The organism is Variovorax guangxiensis, assembly GCF_003952165.1.
GTDB lineage: Bacteria > Pseudomonadota > Gammaproteobacteria > Burkholderiales > Burkholderiaceae_C > Variovorax > Variovorax guangxiensis.
In genome coordinates this window covers 22,097-43,549 of sequence record NZ_RXFT01000023.1, presented here as the reverse complement: position 1 = coordinate 43,549, position 21,453 = coordinate 22,097, and the positions used below count along the sequence as shown (strand labels likewise).

Genomic DNA, 21,453 nt, shown 5'->3' with positions numbered 1-21,453 from the left:
CTCTCCTTGAATTTCTTCGCCCGCGCTCAGTTCTGAAGGATCTTCGAACCCTTCATGAGAATGTTCCCGCCGGCCTTCTGGTTGATCTTCCCGGAGGCATCGATCGTGATGTCCTTCCCCTTGATCACGATGGTTCCGTCCTTCTTCATCGTGATGCTTGCGCTGCCCGTGGTGATGGAGATGGAATCGCCCGCGTCGATCACCAGGTTCTTTCCGACGGACAGCGAGTCGTCCTTGCCCACGCTGGTAGTCCGTCCCGAACTCACGCTTCGCGATTCGTCCGCGCCCACGTTGGTCGACAGGTTCGCGCCCACATCCACCGACCGATTGGCCCCGATGCTGCTCGACTGATTCGCCCCCACGCTGATCGTCTGGCTCGCCCCCACCGTCACCGCCTGCATCGCCCCTACCGTGATCTCCTGCGCTGCCCCCACGGTGATGGTCTCGTTGATGCCCACCGTGTGCGTGCGCTGCAGCGCCACCGTGGCGCTCTCGCTCGCGCCCACCGTGATGGTGCGGTTCTGGCCGATGGAGATCGTCTCGTTCAGGTCCACCGTCTCGGTGCGGTTCTGGTGGATGGTGATGGTCTCGTTCTTGTCCACCGTCTCGGTGCGCTGGCCGTGCACGGTGATGGTCTCGTTGTTGTCGACCGTCTCGGTGCGGTCGTGCTTCACGTGCGTGGTCTCGTCGTGGTCGATGGTCTTGGCGCGGTCGTGGCCCACCCAGTGCGTCTCGTCGTTCTCGACCTCGATGTCCTGGTTCTTCTCGGCGTGCAGGTACACCTGCTCCGATCCCTTCTTGTCCTCGAAGCGGAATTCGTTGCAGTTGGCCGCGCTGCCCTTGGGCGTGGAGCGCGTGCGAAAACCGCTCTGGGTGTGAGTTCCGAAGGGAATGGGCTGGTCGTCGTTGTAGACGCGGCCCACGATCAGCGGCCGGTCGGGGTCGCCGTTGAGGAAGTCGACGATCACCTCCTGGCCGATGCGCGGGCAGAAGTAGCCGCCCCATCCCTTGCCCGCCCAGGGCTGCGACACGCGCACCCAGCAGGTCGACTTCTCGTTGCTCTTGTCGTAGCGGTCCCAGTGGAAGTGCACCTTCACGCGGCCGAAGTCGTCGGCATGGATCTCCTCGCCGGAGGGGCCTACTACGATGGCCGATTGCGGGCCCGGCATGACCACGCGCGGCGTGAGGCGCGGCGGGTGGAAAGGCATGTCGACCGGAAACACCGTCAACAGGAAAGCGCTTGCGCCCGGGCGGCTCGCATCGAGCGACGGCATCCGGGCGGCGACCGCCTCGAAGGCCGGCAAGGTGTCGGCCAGCACGGCGTCGTCCGCGAGAGCTTCTCTCAGAAGCCGTGTCGGCGGGGCCGGTGGCTCCTCGATGTCCGCGCCTTCGTAGCCCGGGTGGCTCGCGACGAAGGTGCAGGCGGCGATCACGTAGTCGCTGTCGCGCGTGCCGTCAGGGTCGTTCTCGAACTTGAAGCTGCGGCCTGCCGCCACGTCGGGCCAGGGCGTGAGCGCCCAGTGGCGCTGGCGGCGCGCGCCGATCTCCTCGCCGCGCAGCTTGCCCTTGTCGTCGGCATCGCCACCGTTGAAGTACCCACCCGCGAACTCGAAGGCCTCGAACTCGGCCAGCTCGTGCTTGTCGGGCGTGCCGCCGGCGGCCTCCAGCTTCTTCTTGATCGCCTTGAAGTCGCTGTCGGTCGATGCGTACTTGCCGGTGTCGAACTGCCGCTCGCTGACCCAGCGCGAGATCTCGTTGAAGCGCGCTTCGGCGGCGTCGCTCGACACGTAGCGCAGGGTGTCCGCGGCCGGCAGCTTGTCGTGCGCCATGTCGCTCGCGTCCGACAGATGCATGGTGCCGGGCGCATCGTGCGCGTCGAACCAGTAATAGATACCTTCGTCTTCCAACAGGCGCGATAGGAACTGATAGTCGCTTTCCTGGTGCTGCACGCAGTAGCGGCGCGGCTTGTGGGTGCCGACCACGTTGTCGGTGCGGGTCTTCTTGAAGCGCTTGATCGGGCTGTCCTCGAACACCGCATCGAGCACGTCGAGCACGGGCTTTTCCTGATGGATGCGCGAATTGCTGCGCTTGGTGAGCAGCCAGAACCACGAGCGCAGGGTGAAGCGGTATTCGAAGTAGCGCCCCGCATGGCCCGCGCGCACGAAGCGCACCGCGTGGCCCTGGCAATGGCGTTCATGGCTGCCCCCATCTGCGTCCTCGAAGCCGATGACGACGTCGAAGGCGCGCCCCAGGATGTCCTTCGCATCGATGGCCTTGTTCTCCGACAGCACCGTGAGTTCGTATGTCGACGGGCGCGCCAGTGCCTCGTGCCCCACGATGCGCCAGAACATGAGCTCGTCCTTCACGGGCGAGTCGCTCTCGATGCGGAACTCCTGGTCTGCCATGAATGGCTACTCCCCTTGTTCTGTACGAGCGGCGCTCTTTCCGCGCCACCTAGGCATCTGCGATGCGCTCTACGGCGCCAGCAGCAACACCAGCGGCTGGCTCGGCACGGTGCGCACGCCCGGGCAATTGGTGCTGTTCTGCAGCGACACGCTGGTCAGCCGCGACGCAGGCATGCCCATCATCAGGACGGTGAAGGCCCCCGTGAGGTGCCGACTCGGCCCCATCACCGTTCCCGAGGCCACGCCCAGCAGCACGCCGGAGTTGTCGCCGTTGGTCATCGGAATGGTGGTGCCGAGGTTGTGGGCCGGGCCGCCCATGATGAGGATCGTGGGGCAGTTCGGAATCGCCATGGGGCCCATGGCGATGTTCGGGTACGGCACCGGAATGGGCGACGGCGCGGCGGGCGTGATGCAGACATCGGGAAAGCCCATGTCCGTGCCCATCAGCTGGCAGTTGGCGAACATTTTTTCGTCTCCCCCGTCGCCTCAGCCGAAATGGATCTGCGCGCCGCGCGCCTTCACCAGCTCGCGGCCGTTGACCAGCGTGTGTTCGCCTTCGATCCGCATCAGCTGCTTCGCCTCGCACTCGACGTGCGTGGCCGCCACGCGGTCGATGCCATCGGTGGTGCGCAGGTAGTGCCTGCTGAAGTGCTGCACCCGGTCCATCACCGAGGAGAGCACCGAGCCCACGAGCTTGAGGCTGGTGCCGACCACGCTGAGCTGGCGGCCGACGACGTCGGCGGTGTCGGTGGCAAGGCGCGTGCGCTGGGTGGCGACGTCGAGTTCTTCGGCAGCCAGTTCGATGCGTCCACCCTCGGCAGCGATGCGCATGCCGGTGCCGCCCTCGCAGCTCACGACGTTGGCCGTGCCTTCCTCGCGCTGCAGCACGGCCATGATCCAGACTTCATCGGGTGCGATGCGCAGGCAGGCCACGCTGTCGCCGGCCGCCGGCTCCAGCAGGCAGCTCGCGGCGCGGCGTGCGCGCAGCTTGAGGTCACCGCTGGCAACGACCTGCCGGCCCCTTGCATCGATGCCGAGAATGCCCACGCACCACTCGCCCGGGATGGGCTTAGCGGCCTGGCTCTTCCTGGTGGTGCGCGCTTTCGCGAGCGTTGTCGTTTCGTTGTTCATGGTGATGGTTCCCTCCGTATTCGTCATGTCAGGCGACCAGCGGCTGCCAGCGCTCGGCTTCCGCCAGCTCGGGGTCGGTCTCGAGCGCGCGCGCACGGTCGCTCATCTGGGCGTTTTCGGTGACGGCGGCATGCAGCACGGTGCGCACCATGGTGGCGCGGCGCAGGTCGGCCGTGGTGAGGTCAGCGTGGCGGAAGTCGGCGTAGGTCAGCTCGGCGCCGGTGAAGTTGGCGCCTTGTACTTTCGCGCCCGCGAAATGGGTCTGGTACAGGTCGCAGCCTGCGAAGCTGGCCTGCGGCAGGACGGCGCCAGTGAAAAGCGCCTGACGCAGCCTTGCGCCAGAGAAGTCTGCAGCCTTGCCGCTGGCCGCGCAGAAGATTGCCGACGGCGCGACGGCCTTCACGAACTTCGCGCCATCGAGCGTCGCGCCCTGGAAGTTGCACTGCTGCAGCGTGACGCCGCTGAAGTCGGCGCCGCTCAGGTCGGCGGACGAGAACTGGCAGCCGTTCAGTTCCAGCCCGGCGAACGACATGCTCCTGAGCGAGGTCTTGAAGAACACGTTGCGCAGCATGCGCGCGCCGGCCCACGTCAGGTGCGAGAGGTCGCATTCGTTGACGGTGGTGTATTGCCAGCTGGTGTCGTCGGCGCAGACGTCGAGCAGCACCGACTGGGTGATGACGGCGGCGTCGAGCTGTGCGCCGCGCAGGTTCGCATGGTCGAGACGGCACTTGTTGACCGATGCCATGGACATCGCGGCATTCGCCAGCTGAGCGTGCATCAGGTCGCACTCGGTGAAGACGGCGCCGTGCAGGTTGGCCTCGCGCAGGTCTGCATGATCGAGCTGGCAGCGATTGAACACCGCCTTGCGCAAGTTCGCGCTCGAGGCGATCAGGCCGCGCATGTCGCACTGGTCGAACACGGTCTCGCGCAGGTCGGCCTTGCGGAAATCGGCCTCGGCCATGCGCACCTGGGAGAACACGCCGCCACCGAGCGCCACTCCGGCGAAACGCCCCTTGGCAAGGTCCGTGCCGCTCAGGGTTTCGCCCATGCGCACGGCCAGCGTCAGCAGCTTTGGGGTGACGGTCATTGCGCGGCCTGCTGTTCCGGGGTGAGACGGGGCCAGGTGCGAGCGCGCTTCAGCAGCGCCCCGTCGAACAGGGTGTCGCCATCGAGCCTCACGCGGCTGAGATCGGCGCCGAAGAGATTGCTGCGCCGCAGGTCGGCGCCACGCAGGTCCGACTTCTGCAACACCGCGTCGCTGAAGTTCACGCCCGACAGCAGCGCACCAGTGCAGTTGGTCAGCCGCATCAGCGCTCCCTTGGCGCTGGACAGCCTCAGGTCGGCACCATCGATGCGCGCCTCGCAGAGATTGGCGCCATCGAGCACGGCGCGCACCATCTTCACGCCGCGCAGATCGCCAGCGCCGAAGTTGAACCCACGCAGATCGGCACCACTGAGGTCCGCGTCCTTCATGCGCGAGTTCTGCACCGCCACGGCTCCTGCGCAGCGCGCGACCCTGAGGTCGGCGGCATCGAGATTGCTGGTGACGAAGGTCGCGCTCTCGAGCGTGGCCCCATGCAGGTCGACGCCCGCCAGGTTGCATTCCATGAAGGTCGTGGCCGAAAGATCCGCCTGCGGCAGCCGCATACCCCGCAGATCGCGCTTGTGGAAAGTCTGTCCCGCAAGCCTGGCACCCTGCCAGTCGGCGGCGCCCCAGGTGGCATCGAGCAGATTGGCACCGGTGAACACGGCGCGGCGCATCTGCGTGTTCGCGAAGGCACACCCCATGAGCACCGCGCCCGAGAAATCGGCATCGTCGAACACTGCGCCGGCCAGCGTCGCCTTGCCGAGGTTGGCCTTGGAGAACCTGGTGCCGATAGCGATCGCCGCGTCGAGCCTGGCATGCGCCAGCACCGCTTCGGTGAAATTGGCCCCGGAGAGATTCGCGTTGCGGAAGTCCACGGCCTCGAGCCAGGCGCCTTCGAAATTCGCCTCCCGCAGGTCCAGCCCCGAGAGATCCGCCCCGGTGAAGTCGATGCCCGCGAACATCCGGATGCCGGCCGGCACCGCCCGCGCCATTTCGGCTCGCAGTGCCGCGGCTTCCGCGGCCGGCATGGGATCGACCCGCGGCTGCATGTGCGCCGTTTCCAGGTAGCCCTGCCGATGCGTCTTCTCGAGTTCGTAGAGCTTGGGCAGCACCGGCGCGAGATCGATCGGACGGGTGCCCGAGGCCACCAGCGCACGCATCTCTGCCAGGTGCTTCTCGGCCCGGTACACCGGGGGGCCGCGATGCTGGAGTTTTGCGATGTCCATCTTGCCCGGCGGCAGCGCCATCGCCTTCTCGAGGACGCTTACCGCATCCTCGACGGCGGCCCACTGCTGGGCCTCCGCGAGCTTCATCTGCTTTTCAAGATAAGGCGGCAAGGCATCGCCCGTGGGCACCTTTTCTCGCGCAGGCATGCGGATGCCGAGCGCGTCGGGGTCGAGACCCGCCTGCTCGGCCTTGCCACGCGCGATCGCGACGTCCGCCTTCGCCCGGCGGTACTGGCCCTCGGCCTGCAGGTTGTCGGTCGCGAACGACGCCTTCGCGGCTTCGACGCTCGGGTCGGCCGTGCTCACGCCTTCGGGCAGCAGATCGTTGTCGAACAGCGCATAGATCGAACCTGTCTTCGGATCGGCGCGCCTGGCGGCGGCATCGAGGTAGTACTGGTCGGTGCCGGCCTGGCCCAGGCGCTCGACGGCGCCCATGAGGCTCAGTACGTCGGCACCATCGTCCGTCCCCACCTCGGCCAGCCCCTGGAAGACCGCGATACAGCGCTCCGCATGCGGAAAGAACCACACGGTGGTCAAGCGCAGCGGAACCTCCCGGATCTTCGGCTCGGCGTCCGGCATGCGATAGCCCGCGAACACGCGCACCCTCATGCCGGGCAGGCGGCCTTCGATCAGCGGCTTGGCGGGATGCATGTTCTCGAACGAGAAGGCTTCGTCGCCGGCGAGCGCGCCACCCATCCACTGGTCTGGCTGGGCGAGATTGAAGTAGCGCCAGTCGGTATCGGGCGCGAAGCCCGGCGCGTGCTGCTTGAGGTAGTCGGCGTCATAGGTGCCGCGGTATTGCGCGCGCTGCGGATGCATCAGGTCGAGCGCGCCGAAGCCGGCGGGCACGATGGCCTGGTCGGGGCGCAGCAGCCGGTCACCAGGTAGTTCGATGTTGGGCAGCCAGGTCACACCGTCCTTCGAGTCTCGCCCGCGGCCTTCGGGGTTGCCCGCGAAATCGGCGCCGCCGTATGCGGCGGTCCAGCCGAGCGGCATCGATTCAAAGGGTTGCGGCGCGCTGGGCCGATTGCCGTCCCAGTAGCGGTCGCCGAATACGAGCAGGGTCTTCTCGCGGTCGCCGAAGCGCGCCCGCACGGCACAGGCCGAAGGCCGGTCCTTCGGCGGAAACGCCTTGCCGTGCACGAGGAATTCGGGGGTGAGCTTGGCGACGCCCTCGTCAATCAGGGGCTGCGCCATCTCCTGCGAGAGGAAACTCCACATCGACTGCTCGGCCCACAGGCAGCCGCGCTCGCCCTGCTCGAACGGCAGGTACAGGTACGCGCTGATGCTGAGTCCGAAGCGCTTGCGGAACTCGATGGGCCTGGTCGACAGGCCGAGCGCCTGGGGTTTGAGGACTTGCATGCCGGACTCGCGTCGTTGTCAGGAGCCGCCTGCGCCGCCCGCCCCACCGCCGCCACCCGATGACCCGCCGGAACTTCCTCCGGCGCCGTCGCCGCCTCCAGCACCGCCCCCGCTGCTGCCGCCCGCGCCGCTGTCGCCACCTGTGCCTCCACTGCTGCCACCACTCCCGCCACCGGTGCTCCCCGTACCCGAAGAGCCACCCGCCGGCCCGCTACCGGGCGGCGGCGGCTGCCATGCCTGCGTCGGCTCGATCTCGCCGGGCGGCGGCGGCGGCGCGGCGTTCGTGCCGTCTGCGTTTTTCGACTGATCGCCGGCCAGCGCACCGGTCCCGGTCGAGTCGCTGCCGACGAAAACTTCCAGGAACACCTCGAGTCCCGTTCCGAGCACAGGCACCGCGCCCATGATCCCCTGGTTGTGCCGCATGCGAGTGATGGTCGCCAGGTTGGACAGGCGCCCGGCGAGACCGGGCAGGCCGGCCGCCGCCGCTTCCTTGGACGCGGTCGTCAGCTGCTCCTCGGCCGCCGCGTACTGGTCCAGCGTGGCGAGCACGTCCTTGATCGCACTGCCCGCGCCGGCGACCGCCCCCAACGCAGCGGCGGCCGCGGCACCTGCACCCGCACTGCCGCCCGCACCGGGGGTGAAGCACTGCAGAGTTGATTGCCGCACGTTGCTGGTCCTCTGCTCGATCGCCACGGCTGCCACGGTATCGATCGCGATCCCCGCGGTGTTGTCGATCTTGATGCCCACGAAGTTCGACATGCTCAGCGCAAGAGCGTTGTCGATGCTCAGTCCCATGAACGTGGCGCGCGCGATGCCCAGGTTCGCTTCGCTGTTGGTGCCGATGTACCCGCTCGAGTTCGGCCCAAGCACCGTGGTGTTGCTGCCGATGGAGGTCGCGTCGATGTTGCCCACCGCCATCATCTCGATGCCGGTGTTGCTCATCAGCTTGATCTTGTTGGCCATCAGGTGCAGCGGCCCGGTGGGCACCGTGATGTACTTCGAGCTCGCACCGGTCACCATCCAGTCGATGTGCGCGGCCTCGAAGCTCATCTTCGCGGCCTTGTAGGTCAGGTTTCCGCTGACGGTGATGGTCTGGTTGCCGGTCACGCTGCGGGTTTCGCCGGCACGGGAGATGTCGCTGCGCGCGCCGACGACTTCGTGGGTGCTGGTGCCCTTCACCTTGAGCGAATCGTTGCTGTCGACGAAGGTATCGCGGTTGCCCACCACCTGGTTGTTCTGCTTCCCCTTGACCGTGTTCTTCTGGTCCACCACCACCATGTTGGTGTCGTTGCGCGTCACCGTGCTCTTGCGGTCGCGGTCGACGTGGTTGGTCTGGTCGCGCTTGACGGTGACGCTCTGGTCGCGGTCGATGGTGGTGGAGTCGTCGCGCTCCACGCTGCGGCTCATGTCGAGTTCGGCGTGGATGTTGATCTTTTCCTCGCCCTTCTTGTCCTCGAACATGATCTCGTTGTAGTTCGAAGAGCCGCCGCCGGGCGTGGAGCGGGTCTTGAAGCCGCTCTGCGTCGGCGACTTGTAGGGAATGGGCTGCTCGTCGTTGTAGACGCGCCCCATGATGATGGGCCGGTCGGGGTCGCCGTTGAGGAAGTCGACGATCACCTCCTGGCCGATGCGCGGAATGAAGTAGCCGCCCCAGCCCTTGCCGCCCCAGGGCTGCGACACGCGGATCCAGCAGGTCGACTTCTCGTTGCTCTCGTCGTAGCGGTCCCAGTGGAAGTGCACCTTCACGCGGCCGTGGTCGTCCACGTGCAGCTCGTCGCCCTTGGGGCCGACGACGATGGCGGTCTGCGGGCCCGGCATGGTCACGCGTGGCGTGAGGCGGGGCGTGCGGAACAGGCGCTCGACCGGCATCACGGTGAGCAGGAAGATGCTGCTGCCGGTCTGCGCGGCCGAGAGCGCGGGCGTGGCCGCGATGATCTCTTCGAGCACCGGCAGCGTGTCGGCGTTCACCGCGTCGTCGCGCAGCACGTCGGTCAGCGCGGCATGCACGGGCTGCGCCGGGGTGTTGCCGCTGACGCCCTCGTAGCCGCGATGGCTGGCGACGAAGGTGCAGGCCGCGATCACGTAGTCGCCGTTGCGCGTGCCGTCGGGGTCGCCTTCGTACTTGAAGCCGCGCCCGGCCGTGACGTCGGGCCACGGCGTCACGGCCCAGTGGCGGTCGCGGCGCGCGTTGAGTTCGTCGCCGCGCAGCTTGGCGCGGGTCTCGGCGTCGTCGCCGCTGAAGTAGCCGCCCGGGAACTCGAAGAGCTCCAGGCTCGCGAGCTCGTGGTCGTCCGACGCATCGATGTCGGCGCCCAGTTTCTTCTTGATGGCCTTGAAGTCGCTGTCGCGCGAGGCGTGCTTGCCGGTGTCGAACTGGCGTCCGCTCACCCAGCGCGAGATCTCGTTGAAGCGCGGTTCGGCGGCGTTGACGGCCATGTGGCGCAGGGTGTCGGCCGCCGGCAGCTTCTCGTGCGCCATGTCGCTGGCGTCCGAAAGATGCATGGTGCCGGGCGCGTCGTGCGCGTCGAACCAGTAGTAGATGCCCTCGTCCTCCAGCAGGCGCGATAGAAAGCTGTAGTCGCTTTCCTGGTGCTGCACGCAGTAGCGGCGCGGGTTGTGCGTGCCGACCACGTTGTCGGCCTTGGTCTTCTTGAAGCGCTTGATGGGGCTGTCCTCGAACACCGCGTCGAGCACTTCGAGCACCTTTTTCTCCTGCAGGATGCGGGAGTTGGCGCGCTTGGTGAGCAGCCAGAACCACGAGCGCAGGGTGATGCGGTATTCGTAGTGCCGCCCCATGTGGCCCGCGCGCACGAAGCGCACCGCATGGCCCTGGCAATGGCGCTCGTGCGTTGCGCCATCGGCGTCCTTGAACCCGATCACCACGTCGAAGGCATGCCCGAGGATGTCCTTGGCGTCGATGGCCTTGTTCGTCGAGATCACCGTGAGCTCATAGGCCGACGGGCGCGCCAGCGCCTCGTGCCCCACGATGCGCCAGAACATCAGGTCGTCCTTGGCGGGTGAATCGCTCTCGATGCGGAACTCGTTGTCGGCCATTTCTTGGTCTCTTGCGTCAATGCGGCGTCAGTCGTCGCGGCCAGTTCGCGAAACGCCGCGGAACCGGCTTTGCCGGGCCGCAGGCGTTGCCCCCTGCAAGGGGGTTGGCGAAGCGACACGAAGTGCGCGAAGACTGGGGGTGTGTGTCATGTCAGTCGAAGGCGTAGGTGAAGTCCGCGTCCTTCACGTCGAGCGCGACCCGGCGGATCTCGCCGCCCGAGGCCAGCCGCTGCAGGTACTCGACCGAGATCGTCGGCAGCACGGTGTTGGTGAGGATCGCGTCGATCACGCGCCCGCCCGACTCCGGGTCCTGGCAGCGCGCGACCACCTGGTCGACCACCGCGTCGCTGTACTCGAAAGGCACGCCGTGGTTGGTTTCCACGCGCTTCTTGATGCGGCCCAGCTGCAGCCGCACGATCTTCTTCATCATCTCGGGCGACAGCGGGTAGTAGGGAATGGTGACGATGCGGCCCAGCAGCGCGGGCGGGAACACCTTCATCAGCGGCGCCTTCAGCGCATCGGCCAGCGCGTTGGGGTCGGGCAACAGCTCGGGGTCGCGGCACATGCTCATCACCAGCTCGCTGCCGGCATTGGTGGTCAGCAGGATGATGGTGTTCTTGAAGTCGATCATCCGGCCCTCGCCGTCTTCCATCCAGCCCTTGTCGAAGACCTGGAAGAAGATCTCGTGCACGTCGGGGTGGGCCTTCTCCACCTCGTCGAGCAGCACCACGCTGTACGGGCGGCGACGCACCGCCTCGGTCAGGATGCCGCCCTCGCCGTAGCCCACGTAGCCCGGAGGCGCGCCCTTGAGCGTGGAGACGGTGTGCGCCTCCTGGAACTCGCTCATGTTGATGGTGATGATGTTCTGCTCGCCGCCGTACAGCGCCTCGGCCAGCGCGAGCGCGGTCTCGGTCTTGCCCACGCCGGAGGTGCCGCACAGCATGAACACGCCGATGGGCTTCTGCGGGTTGTCCAGCCGCGCGCGCGAGGTCTGGATGCGCCGCGCGATCATCTCCAGGCCGTGCTTCTGTCCGATCACGCGCTGGTTGAGCGTGTCGGCGAGCTTGAGCACCGCCTCCACCTCGTTCTTGACCATGCGGCCGACGGGAATGCCGGTCCAGTCGGCGACCACCGAGGCCACGGCCTGCTCGTCGACCGAAGGCAGGATCAGCGGCGACTCGCCCTGCACCGCGTGGATCTTCGCCTGCAGCTCGTGCAGTTCAGCCAGCAGCGCGGCGCGGTCGGGTGCGGCTTCAGCGGCGGCGGCAGGTGCGGCCGCATCGGCATTGGCGGCAGCGGGCGTGTCCACCGGCTTGTTCCCCGCGCGCAGCTTGCTGCGCAGCTCCAGCAGCCGGTCGACCAGCCCTTTCTCTTCCTGCCAGCGGGCGTTGAGCGCATCGAGCTGCACCTTCGACTCGGCCAGCAGCGCGGCCACCTGCGCGGCGCGCTTGGTCACGTCGATGCCGATGGCCTCTTCGCGCCCGATGATCTCCTGCTCCACCGTCAGCCCCTCGATGCGGCGCATGCAGTCTTCCACCTCGGGCGGCGTCGCGTGCTGCGACACGGCCACGCGCGCGCAGGCGGTGTCCAGCAGGCTCACGGCCTTGTCGGGCAGCTGGCGCGCGGGAATGTAGCGGTGGCTCAGCTTCACCGCCGCCTCGATGGCCTCGTCGAGCAGCTGCACGCGATGGTGCTTCTCGAGCACGCTGGCCACGCCGCGCAACATCAGGATGGCCTTGGTCTCGTCGGGCTCTGGCACCTGGACGACCTGGAAGCGGCGGGTGAGTGCCGGGTCCTTCTCGATGTATTTCTTGTACTCGGCCCAGGTGGTGGCGCCGATGGTGCGCAGGTTGCCGCGCGCGAGCGCCGGCTTGAGCAGGTTGGCCGCGTCGCCGGTGCCGGCCGCGCCGCCCGCCCCCACCAGCGTGTGGATCTCGTCGATGAAAAGGATGATGGGCGTGGGCGAGCTCTGCACCTCGTCGATCACCTGGCGCAGGCGCTGCTCGAACTCGCCCTTCATGCTCGCGCCGGCCTGCAGCAGGCCGATGTCCAGCGTGAGCAGCTTCACGTCCTTCAGCTGCGGCGGCACGTCGCCGCGCGCCAGGCGCTGCGCGAAGCCTTCCACCACGGCCGTCTTGCCGACGCCGGCCTCGCCGGTGAGCAGCGGGTTGTTCTGGCGGCGGCGCATGAGGATGTCGACGATCTGGCGGATCTCCTCGTCGCGGCCCGTCACCGGGTCCATCTCGCCCTTCTTCGCCTTCTCGGTGAGGTCGACCGCGAACTTCTTGAGAGCGTCGCCCTTGCCCATGGCGGCCGGCGCCATCGCGCCGGAGTCCTCGCCGGGCGCGCCTTGCCCCAAGCCGGTGCCGTCCTGCGCGCGCATCTGCGCCTCGGGCGAGGCATCGCAGATCTTCGCGAAGTTGTCGGCCAGGTCCTCGACCTTCACTTTCTCGAACTGCTTCGACAGGCCGAACAGCGGGTTGCGCAGGCTCTGCGTCTTCAGCATGCCCACCAGCAGGTAGCCGGTACGCACCTGCGCCTCGCCGAACTGCAGCGTGGCGTAGGTCCATGCGCGCTCGATGGCGTTCTCGATGTGCGGCGAGAAGTCGCTGATGGCGGTGGCGCCGCGCGGCAGGCGGTCGAGCGCGGCGGTCATGTCCTTGGCGATGACCGACACGTCGAGACCGTAGTGCTGGATCACGCGGTGCAGGTCGGAGTCCTGCGCCTGCAGCAGCTGCGCGAACCAGTGCTCCAGCTCCACGTACGGATTGCCCCGCATCTTGCAGAACACGGTGGCGCCTTCGATGGCCTTGTAGGCCAGCGAGTTGAGCTTGCCGAAAAGGGCGGTGCGGCTGATTTCACTCATGAGGGACTCCGTATCTCTTCTGAACGAATGAAGGTGGGCTTGTTGAAAGACTGGCTGCCGATGCGCACGTCGGCCGCGTCGCGCGAGCGCGGGCGCTGGCCGAGCCACGACACCCAGCCGAGGCGGGGCGCGCTGCCCTTCGCGTCGCCAAGTCGCGTGAGCGGCACCTGCGCCTTCTCGAGCACGAGTTCTGCGTCCCACTCGAGCTCGTCGCCGAGCAGCTGCTGCATCCAGCGCTGCAGCACGGGGCGCGCATCGCCGATGGGCAGGAACATGCGGTACTGCTCGAGCGTGAGCGGGCCCAGATGCAGGCGCACGCGGTGCTGGCGGTCCCACGCACGGGTGCCGAGCATGGCGCCCATCCCCATGGAGCGCGAGCTCTCGCCCTGCCCCAGCCGCGTAAGTTCGCCGGCGGGCAGGCTCATCCAGTGGCCGACCCAGCGCTCCAGCTTCACCGGCACGCCGAAGTAGCAGCACAGCACCGACTCCACGCTCTCCACGTTGTGCACGCGTCGCGCGAGCCAGCCCGAGAAGTGCAGCCGCGCGTCGTCATGGATCTCGTCGCGCTCCACGCGGCCCGGCGCGCCGATGCCCACCAGCGCGCCGATCTGCAGGCGGAAGCGGTCCTCGCCCGGCCGGTCCAGCGCCACGGCCGGACGCGACTGCGCCCACGCGCGGTAGAAGTGCAGCGAGAAGCGGTGCGAGAAGCTGTCGAGAAAGGCCAGCCAGGTCGGGTCGCCATGGTTCAGGCTGCGCTCGCGGATGAAGTCGCTCAGGTGCACCGGCAGCGGCCCGTTGGGGCCGATGTAGCCGAAGAACTGCTGGCGCAGGCGCGGCGGCGAATGCACGGTGGCGGGCTCGAAGCGGCTGAAGCTCGCGGGCGCGAACGAGAGCGAAGGCTCCTGCCCCACGCGCACCGGCTCGGCACCGGGCAGCAGCGCGCGGCCCCAGCGCGGCGTGGTCTTCGCGACCGACTCCAGCCGGCGCATCACCGCGAAGTAGTCGAAGGCCCAGGGCTGGGCCGACCAGCCGCGCAGCGCGGCATCGACGCGGGCCTGCACGGTGCCCGCGCCCTGCCCGGGCGCGCGGGCAGCGCTGGCCAGGTTGCCGGTCACAGGATCTGCCGCGTCCCGCACAGCGGCCTCCAGCGCATGGTCTCGCCCTTGCCCGCGATGCGCAGCACGGTCTCGACGAAATGGTTCACCTCCACGTGGCGCGACAGAAAGCGCGCCAGCACGGCACCGAAGAGAAAGCTGCTGTGGCCGTGGAAGGCGTCCTTGTCGACTTCCAGCGTCACCTCCAGCCCGCGGCCGAAGGCGATCGGCCCCTTCAGCGGCAGGCGGCGCGCCACCGGCTTGCACTTCACCGAAAGCAGCCCGCGCACCTGGCCCTGGCGCATCTCGTCCGCATGCACCGCGTAGAGCATCAGCGTCTCGCGCAGCGCGGCCGCGCCCTGCTCCGGCGTGCTGTCGGACAGCGACAGGTAGTTGAGCGCGAGATGGTCGACCACGCGCCAGCCCAGCCCCTGGCTCACCACCGGCGACACCGGCCGCGAGGGACCGCGCACCATGCGCACGCGCTGCACGGGGAATGAATCGACGCAGTCGAAGTCGTTCTCGCGGCCCAGCGGCATCAAGAGGGGCAGGTCGCGGTTGGTGCACAGCGCGGTCACCGCCAGCTGCCGCAGCGTGGCCGCGTACGGCGCCTGCTGCGGATCGACGATCTGCATGTAGACCTCGGAGCCGATGTGGCTGCTGCGGTTGCCCTCCGTGCGCTGGCGCACCGACAGCATGCGCGGCTCGCGCGTGGTCGTGAAGTAGGCCGGATGGCTCAGGCGGCTGCCGTGGAAGGCCGAGTAGAAGGGCCGGAACGGCTGCTCGGCCGCCGCCGCATCGGCGCCCGGCGTGCCGTGGCCGATGACCTCGGTGACGGTGTGCACCTCGAAGTCCTGCGGCCGCGTGCGGTCGGGCACCAGGTGGAACTGGCTCACGCCCTCGTTCAGCGGCACGCGGTCGAGCCGCTTGCTGAAGAGGTTCACCGCGGGCACGCAGTGCAGCAGCACGTTGTCGGCGCTCACGAGCTTTTCGAGAGCCGCGTCGCCGCGCGAGAACAGCAGCACGATCTCGACCTCGCCCACCGGCATCTGGGCCAGCAGCGCCTTCAGCCCGCCGATGCGCACGAACTGGAAGCGCTGGGGAAAGGCGAAGTACTCCTGCAGCAGCCTGAAGCCCGAGAAGCCGGTGGCCGTGACGGGCAGCAGCGCCTCGTCGTCCTCGAAGCCGACCGCGCCGATGGCGCTCGGCGGCAGGCTGCGCGGCGTGCCCTGCAGGCCGCCGCCCGGCCCCAGCGGCCGCACCAGCACACCGATGGGCTGGCCCAGCGCGCATTCGTGCAGCTGCCAGGCCACGTCTTCCGCGCCGCCGAAGTGCAGCACGAGATCGTCGAGCGCGATCTGGCTGAAGTCCAGCCCGGCCGTGGCGCGCAGCACGATGCGCAGGCCGCCGCGGATCGCGCGCGACTGCGGATGCGTGTTGAGCGGCAGGTCGGGCGCGTAGGTGAAGTACTGCGCGCGCTGCACCTCGATGGGCCAGATGCGCAATGCGCTGGCTGTGCGGAACTCGCAGTGCGTGTTCTGCCCCACCGCCTGCCGCGCGCGCAGGCCGCTGCCGCGCGGCAGGCTCGGGCCGGTGGCGAGGTTGGCGTCGTCGGGATCCGGCGCGAACGAGACCACCACCATCGCCGGCGTCGGCGCGAGGAAGTGCGGATACACGATATCGAGCAGGTGCCCGGTGAAGCGCGGGTATTCGGCGTCGAGCTTCAGGCCCACGCGCGCCGAGAGGAATGCGGTGGCCTCGATGAGCCGCTCCACGTACGGATCGGCGACCTCCTGGCCTTCGATGCCGAGCCGATGCGCAATCTTTGGAAATGCGCGTGCGAACTCTGAAGAGCTTTCGCGGAAGTAGCGCAGTTCCTGTTCGTACAGACTCAGCAGCCTGGGGTCCATGGCGGACTCATCTCGGGTTTTGCGCCATGTCCACTATCTCGATGCGACCTTCTTCCAGGTCTACGCGGCTTCGCATCAGGAACTCCAGCGGCACGGGCTGCGCCCACAGCATGCCGCGGATCTGCAGGCCGATGCTGTTGTGCGAGTCAAGTGCCGGGCCCTCCATGATGAGTTCGACTTCGAGTGTTCGGGACAGGATGCGTGGCTCGAACTGCAGGATTGCGTTCTTCAAAGCCTGTTCCATGCTGACACGCTGCACCGACGAGGTGAACTGGCCAGACAGCATAGGCAATCCGTAGTTGATGACCGAACGCGCCGCGTTGGGGTACTGCCTGTCGTCCATCGAGAGGCCGTAGCCGGTGGCGTTGAAGAGCCAGCCCAGGTCGCGCAGCACGGCCTGGCGCAGCGCCTGCTTGGTCAGCGTGCGCTTGTCGTCGCTCTCGCGCTTCTCGTCGGGCGCGTTGTCGACGAGGCGGTCGAGCAGCGAGGGCTGCAGCCGCTCCTGCGCGGTGAGCTCAGCCATCGACGGCACCTTCGGCCGGCGTGAAGAGGATCTCGCGCACGTCCATCAGCGCGTACTCATTGCCGTCGCTGCTGCTGAGCACGCGCTGGCCGAAGCCCGCCCAGACCTCCGGGCGCAGCTCGCGCCACTCGGTCTTGCGTGCGAGGCGCAGCTCGCCGTCTTCCTGCTTCTCGGTGCCTTCGTAGCGCGTGGGAATGAGCGCGAGCGTCTCGCCGCCGTTCTCGAACTGCAGGTGCGCGGGCATCCATACGCAGTCGCGCAGGTCCTCGGGCGGCTCGATCTTGATGTGCGCGAGGCGCGCGTACGGAATCCAGTAGTACTTGCCGTTGACGAAGGCCTCGAGCACAGGGCCCAGCCGCATGTCGGCGTCGGAGAGCCATTCGAAGGGCTTGCCGTCGACGGTGCCGCCGATGGCGGGCGCGCCGTCGAAGGCGCGCTGGCGCAGGTCTTCCGCCAGCTCGCTCTCGCCGCGGCCCTGGCGCAGCAGCGACTCGATGAGCAGCGCCAGCCATTCGTCGGGCTGGCCGAAGATCATCGGCGTGCGCGTGCCGGCGAACACTTCGGCGCGCAGGCCCTCGCAGCGCACGGCCTCGCCGTAGACCTGCTTCATGGGCACGGCCAGCGCGTCGAGCTCGGCGGCCACGGTGAGCTGGTTGAGCGCGCGCTCCCACTGCCCCAGCACGCACAGCAGCTGCGCCATGAACACGCGGTGCTTGCTGTCGGAAGGCTTGGCGCGCACGTCGTCGCTCAGGGCCTTGAGGGCTGCAGCGGGGTCGGCGGCCTTGAGGAATTCGGCGGCGGTGGTCATGGTGTGCGGCTCCTTGTGGCTGGACTGAGTGCGCGGCTCATGCGCGGGTGAACTGGCATTCGCGCACCGCGCCGCGCAGGCCGGTGGTCTTCTGCGGCGCCGAGCGCACCTTCACCGTGCGGTAGCTGATGGAGATCAGCTCCGAGGGCACGCCCCAGTGGCCGCCCGAGCTCAGCACCAGCCGGCAGATGCGCGCGTTCTCCAGCACCAGCTCGAAGGTCGACTGCGCATCGGGCGAGCGCTCGTCGCCGCCGGACTTGAAGGCGCTGATCATCACCTTCAGGTCTTTCTCCTGCGCACGCAGCAGGCTGGCGATGGTGGCGGTGGCGGCGTCGCTGCGGCGCGCGACGATCAGGTTGTTGGGCACCACCTGGTTCTGGCTGGAAGACTCGGGCACCTGCACCGACCAGTAGTAGCCGCCGATGTTCAGGCGCGCCTTGCCGTCGTCGAAGCTGCGCTCCAGCTCGCCTTCGACCGGCGCGCCCTTGTTCTCGATCAGCATGACCAGGTCGGTCTCGGACGAGCCGGTGCCGATCAGTTCGTAGAACTGGCGGGCGTCTTCAGGGCTCCAGGAGCCGTCGTCTAGGAATGCCATTTCTCACCTCCGGAAATCGATGGAACAGGAACAAAAAAAGAAAAAGAGGAACTGGAACCGTCATGGCCTGGCCCCCGCGTCCGCCGTGCCGCTCCTGCGCAGCAGGGCCGTGAACACCTGGCGCTCGGCGCTCTCGGCCGGCGGCTGCCCGCCGCGCACGCGCACTTCGGACACATCGGCCTGCGCATAGGCCACGCCGAAGAGGCGCGGCGCGCTGTAGGGCGTGGCGGGCACGGCCATGACCAGCAGGCGCGCGTCGCCCGCCGCATCGAGCCAGGGCAGGTCGAAGCGCTTCACCGAGGGCTGCTCGGGCGTGCCCCGCTTGAAGCGGTTGGTTTCGCCGGACTCGTCGGGATAGACCGGCTGCAGATTGCCTCGAGCATCGATGCCCGCGATGACGAGGTCGAGCGAACGGCCGCTGGTGTTGCGCACGTTCAAGCGCACCCGCTCGCCGGCGCGCGTCGCGGGCAGCCCGCTGGCGGCCTGGGAAACGGGCACGCTGCGCAGCATGCGCTCGCCGCTCCACACCTCCAGCGCAGCGTCGAAGCCGTCGAGCTGGCCGTCCTTGCCGTAGCCCTGCAGTTGAGAGAGCCACTTCAGCTGCGCCAATGCCTGCAGGCGGCGGCGCAGCGCGGCGGTGTCGGGCAGCACCACGGTGGAGACGTTCGCGCCGAAGAGCGGCGCGAGCAGTTCGAGGCGCTGGCCCGAGGCGCCGAGGTCGGTCCAGCGCACGTCGGCCGTGGCCGTGTCGTCCGCCGCGCGGATCGCGGCCGGGTAGTCGAGGCTCAGGCCAATTGGCAGCGGCTTGTCGGCGCGCACGCGCAACGCGGTGGCGGCCGGCTCGGCCATCGGCGTGACGCTCCAGAAGGCGCTGCCCGGAACGTCCTTCAGCGCTGCCGGCACGGCCAGCCATGCGTTGCCGAGCTTGATCTGCGACACGGCGGCCGGCGCGCCGCGCACGGTGCCGTCGTCCAGCGTGGCGAGCACGCGCAGCTCCTGCTGCTGCGCGAGTCCGTCGAGCAGGCCCGCCTTGATGGCCAGGCTGTCGCCACTGCGCTGCGCGCGCCACACGGGGCGCGTGGATGCGGGAGCGCCGCTGTTGGCGAACAGCGGCGCATCGAGGTTGCCTTCGGCCACCGGGGACGGCAGCTCGCGTGTCGGAAAGCGCTGGGCAAGTTCGTCGATGACGGGCGGGTACAGCGCGAGCACGCCATCGAACAATTCCCGCCAGGTTGCGGGTTTTCGCGAAAGGGCTTCGACCATCGCCCATGTCAGCAGGCCCTGCGGCCTCGCGTTTCGCGCCTTGCGCGGCAGCCGCAGCTCGGGCGTGATCTGGTGGCTTTCCGATGCGAAGAAGGCGACGTAGCGGGCACGCGGAACGGCTTCGGCCGGCGCGGGTGGCGCCGGCTGCCGGGCGGGCGGCGCGCCGCCCGTGAGCTGCGTGGCGCGCAGTCCGCGCCAGCGCACCTCGTCGTCGGGCGGGCCTTCGGCGGTGGCGGGTGCGTCCGCCGTGCCGCGCGTCATGGAGTTGGCGGAGCAGGTGTCGAACACCGAGGCCACGAACACGTTCTTCGCGAGGAAGGACTGGATCCACGCATCGAAATCCACGTCGCGCAGATCGCCCGCGAGCGCGTTGTCGCTGCCCAGCGTGCCGCGCACGTCGCGCGCGAGGAAGTTCTCCGAGAGCCCGTCGGGCTCCTGGTAGCGCTTGACGATGTCGCGCAGCCGCGTGCCGTGGCCGGAGAAGTACAGCAGCACGAAGTCGCCGCTCCTCGACTGCGCGAGCAGCTTCGCCAGCGCCTCGTGGATGGCCTGCGACTCGGGCAGTGCCGCGCCGCTCACGCCGTCGGCGAGCACGGCGATGTCGGGCGCGGCAAAGCCCTGCCTGAGCAGCGCGTCGCGCATCAGCATCACGTCGTTGCGCGGCGCCTGCAGCCACAGCGCCTGCGGCTGGTTGACGAGTTCGGATACGCCGACAAGCAGCGCGCGCTGCGTGGCGAAAGCAAGGCTGCCGCAAGCGAGCAGCCACAGAATGAGCAACGCCTGGAGCAAGCGCAGTTGCCTTGCTCCTTCCCCCTTTGGGGGAAGGTCGGGATGGGGGCAGGCAGAGCGCCCGATGAATGCGCCGCGTGCCCCCACCCCTGCCCTCCCCCAGAGGGGGAGGGAGGAAGACAGACGGGCTTGGCGTGTCATGGCCGCCGCTCGCTGGCCGGCCCGGCCGATTCCACCAGCGGCGAGGCCGCGAGCACTGCCAGCGCCTCGACGGGCTCCGGCACACGCAAGTGCCATGCGCCATCGCCGCCCGGCCCGCCCACCACGTCGGCCGAGACCGACTGCAGCAGCCTGTCGGCCTCGTCCATGCGCACGCCGGGCTTCCAGCGCACGACGAGGTCTGCGCGCGTGGGCGCCGGTGCGGTGGGCACGGCGCGGAAGCGCACTTCGTCGTCCTCGGGCGCGCCGCGGCCGCCGATGAGCCCGACGTTCTGGACCACCACGACCAGCGCCAGCACGGCAAAGGCCGGGCGCGCCCAGCCTTCGGCGCCGAACCAGCGGCGGATGCTGCCCCACCAGCCGCCCTCGGGGCCGGGCTGCGGCCGCGCGCGCGATGGAGATGAAGAAGAAGGGGCAGAAGGGGCAGCCTCGTCGCTCTGCGGCCGCGTCAGCGCGGCGCCGAGTTCCAGGCCCACGTCGCGGTACAGATCCTGGTAGTCGGTGCGCGGGTCTTCCGGCCCGAGTGGCGTGCCCGACAGCACCGAGAAGACGCCGCCGCCCACGCCGCGCAGCGCGATGCGCCCGGGCTGCGGCGCGATGGCCAACGCGGTGCGCGCGGCCCACTCGTCATGCACTGCGCGGATGGCCGCGAGCCGCGTGGCGGAAACTTCGCCCAGCACGCGCGCGCAGAGCTGCGGGCTGGGTTCGAGCGTGAGCACGTTCCACGTCTGGACGACACCGAACATCGGCTCGAAGGGCTCGTCCTCGGGCTCGAGCAGCACGTCGAATGCACCGGCCCAGTCGGCCTCGCCGACGGCCATCCACCCCAGCCACAGGTCGTCGTGGATGCAGCGGTCGAGCAGCACGCCGAGCAGCCGCCCGCTGTAGATCAGGCTGACGAGGCGGCCCGGCGCCCAGCGGGCCGGGAAGGCTCGCTGGGCGACAGCCTCGCGGCGCCGGGCCAATTCGGTGAGAGGCATCAACAGGTCGGACGCGGCAACGACGGGCGTGGCCGGCGTTCCTGGCGGTGATCCGGGCATGGCCACGGTGGCCGTGCCGGGCTCGCCTTCGGGCCCGGTGTCCGGCATCGCGGCCGCGCCGGTCGTTTCCAGCGCGTGGCGTATCACGCTGAGCGGGGGCCAGAGGTCGTGGGTCATGGCGTCTGTTCCTGAATGGCTATG

At 68.7% G+C, this 21,453-nt stretch carries 14 protein-coding genes; all 14 read right to left on the bottom strand.

Annotated elements, in window-relative coordinates; genetic code table 11:
• Positions 1-26: 26 nt before the first annotated feature.
• A complete protein-coding gene (locus tag EJP67_RS31960; RefSeq protein ID WP_126025732.1) occupies positions 27-2,405 on the bottom strand; it encodes a type VI secretion system Vgr family protein in 2,379 nt (792 codons plus the stop codon).
• Between the two features lie 69 nt (positions 2,406-2,474).
• On the bottom strand, positions 2,475-2,870 hold the full coding sequence (locus EJP67_RS31955) for a DUF4150 domain-containing protein (RefSeq protein WP_126025731.1): 396 nt from the start codon (positions 2,868-2,870) through the stop codon (positions 2,475-2,477).
• A gap of 21 nt (positions 2,871-2,891) precedes the next feature.
• On the bottom strand, positions 2,892-3,536 hold the full coding sequence (locus EJP67_RS31950) for a DUF3540 domain-containing protein (RefSeq protein WP_126025730.1): 645 nt from the start codon (positions 3,534-3,536) through the stop codon (positions 2,892-2,894).
• A 28-nt stretch (positions 3,537-3,564) separates the two neighbouring features.
• The gene (locus EJP67_RS31945) at positions 3,565-4,623 is read right to left on the bottom strand and encodes a pentapeptide repeat-containing protein (RefSeq protein ID WP_126025729.1); all 1,059 of its coding nucleotides are present in this window, start codon (positions 4,621-4,623) and stop codon (positions 3,565-3,567) included.
• A complete protein-coding gene (locus EJP67_RS31940; RefSeq protein ID WP_126025728.1) occupies positions 4,620-7,211 on the bottom strand; it encodes a DUF2169 family type VI secretion system accessory protein in 2,592 nt (863 codons plus the stop codon). The genes EJP67_RS31945 and EJP67_RS31940 overlap by 4 nt, the downstream gene beginning before the upstream one ends.
• Positions 7,212-7,229: 18 nt before the next feature.
• Entirely contained in the window at positions 7,230-10,265 is a 3,036-nt protein-coding gene (locus EJP67_RS34175; RefSeq protein WP_206169589.1) for a type VI secretion system Vgr family protein, read from the bottom strand.
• 151 nt (positions 10,266-10,416) lie between these two features.
• Positions 10,417-13,131 (bottom strand): type VI secretion system ATPase TssH, encoded by a 2,715-nt coding sequence (gene tssH, locus EJP67_RS31930; RefSeq protein WP_126025727.1) that lies wholly within the window; start codon positions 13,129-13,131, stop codon positions 10,417-10,419.
• Positions 13,128-14,246, bottom strand: coding sequence for a type VI secretion system baseplate subunit TssG (gene tssG / locus EJP67_RS31925; RefSeq protein ID WP_240650848.1), 1,119 nt, complete (start codon positions 14,244-14,246; stop codon positions 13,128-13,130). Before tssG ends, tssH begins: the two co-directional genes overlap by 4 nt.
• Positions 14,243-16,135 carry a type VI secretion system baseplate subunit TssF gene (gene tssF / locus EJP67_RS31920; protein WP_126025726.1) on the bottom strand — a complete coding sequence of 631 codons (1,893 nt, stop codon included), beginning with the start codon at positions 16,133-16,135 and terminating at the stop codon, positions 14,243-14,245. The genes tssG and tssF overlap by 4 nt, the downstream gene beginning before the upstream one ends.
• Positions 16,136-16,142: 7 nt before the next feature.
• A complete protein-coding gene (tssE, locus tag EJP67_RS31915) occupies positions 16,143-16,658 on the bottom strand; it encodes a type VI secretion system baseplate subunit TssE (protein WP_126025725.1) in 516 nt (171 codons plus the stop codon).
• Positions 16,651-17,466 (bottom strand): type VI secretion system accessory protein TagJ, encoded by an 816-nt coding sequence (locus EJP67_RS31910; protein ID WP_126025724.1) that lies wholly within the window; start codon positions 17,464-17,466, stop codon positions 16,651-16,653. The genes tssE and EJP67_RS31910 overlap by 8 nt, the downstream gene beginning before the upstream one ends.
• Positions 17,467-17,503: 37 nt before the next feature.
• Positions 17,504-18,061, bottom strand: coding sequence for a type VI secretion system tube protein Hcp (locus EJP67_RS31905; protein WP_126025723.1), 558 nt, complete (start codon positions 18,059-18,061; stop codon positions 17,504-17,506).
• Positions 18,062-18,121: 60 nt separating this feature from the next.
• The gene (locus tag EJP67_RS31900; RefSeq protein ID WP_240650847.1) at positions 18,122-20,113 is read right to left on the bottom strand and encodes a caspase family protein; all 1,992 of its coding nucleotides are present in this window, start codon (positions 20,111-20,113) and stop codon (positions 18,122-18,124) included.
• A gap of 137 nt (positions 20,114-20,250) precedes the next feature.
• The gene (locus EJP67_RS31895) at positions 20,251-21,429 is read right to left on the bottom strand and encodes a hypothetical protein (RefSeq protein WP_126025721.1); all 1,179 of its coding nucleotides are present in this window, start codon (positions 21,427-21,429) and stop codon (positions 20,251-20,253) included.
• Positions 21,430-21,453 lie beyond the last annotated feature (24 nt).

Coding starts and splice junctions, on each gene's coding strand:
- EJP67_RS31960 (WP_126025732.1), bottom strand. CDS start 2,405: ATGGCAGACCAGGAGTTCCGCATCGAGAGCGACTCGCCCGTGAAGGAC.
- EJP67_RS31955 (WP_126025731.1), bottom strand. CDS start 2,870: ATGTTCGCCAACTGCCAGCTGATGGGCACGGACATGGGCTTTCCCGAT.
- EJP67_RS31950 (WP_126025730.1), bottom strand. CDS start 3,536: ATGAACAACGAAACGACAACGCTCGCGAAAGCGCGCACCACCAGGAAG.
- EJP67_RS31945 (WP_126025729.1), bottom strand. CDS start 4,623: ATGACCGTCACCCCAAAGCTGCTGACGCTGGCCGTGCGCATGGGCGAA.
- EJP67_RS31940 (WP_126025728.1), bottom strand. CDS start 7,211: ATGCAAGTCCTCAAACCCCAGGCGCTCGGCCTGTCGACCAGGCCCATC.
- EJP67_RS34175 (WP_206169589.1), bottom strand. CDS start 10,265: ATGGCCGACAACGAGTTCCGCATCGAGAGCGATTCACCCGCCAAGGAC.
- tssH (WP_126025727.1), bottom strand. CDS start 13,131: ATGAGTGAAATCAGCCGCACCGCCCTTTTCGGCAAGCTCAACTCGCTG.
- tssF (WP_126025726.1), bottom strand. CDS start 16,135: ATGGACCCCAGGCTGCTGAGTCTGTACGAACAGGAACTGCGCTACTTC.
- tssE (WP_126025725.1), bottom strand. CDS start 16,658: ATGGCTGAGCTCACCGCGCAGGAGCGGCTGCAGCCCTCGCTGCTCGAC.
- EJP67_RS31910 (WP_126025724.1), bottom strand. CDS start 17,466: ATGACCACCGCCGCCGAATTCCTCAAGGCCGCCGACCCCGCTGCAGCC.
- EJP67_RS31905 (WP_126025723.1), bottom strand. CDS start 18,061: ATGGCATTCCTAGACGACGGCTCCTGGAGCCCTGAAGACGCCCGCCAG.
- EJP67_RS31895 (WP_126025721.1), bottom strand. CDS start 21,429: ATGACCCACGACCTCTGGCCCCCGCTCAGCGTGATACGCCACGCGCTG.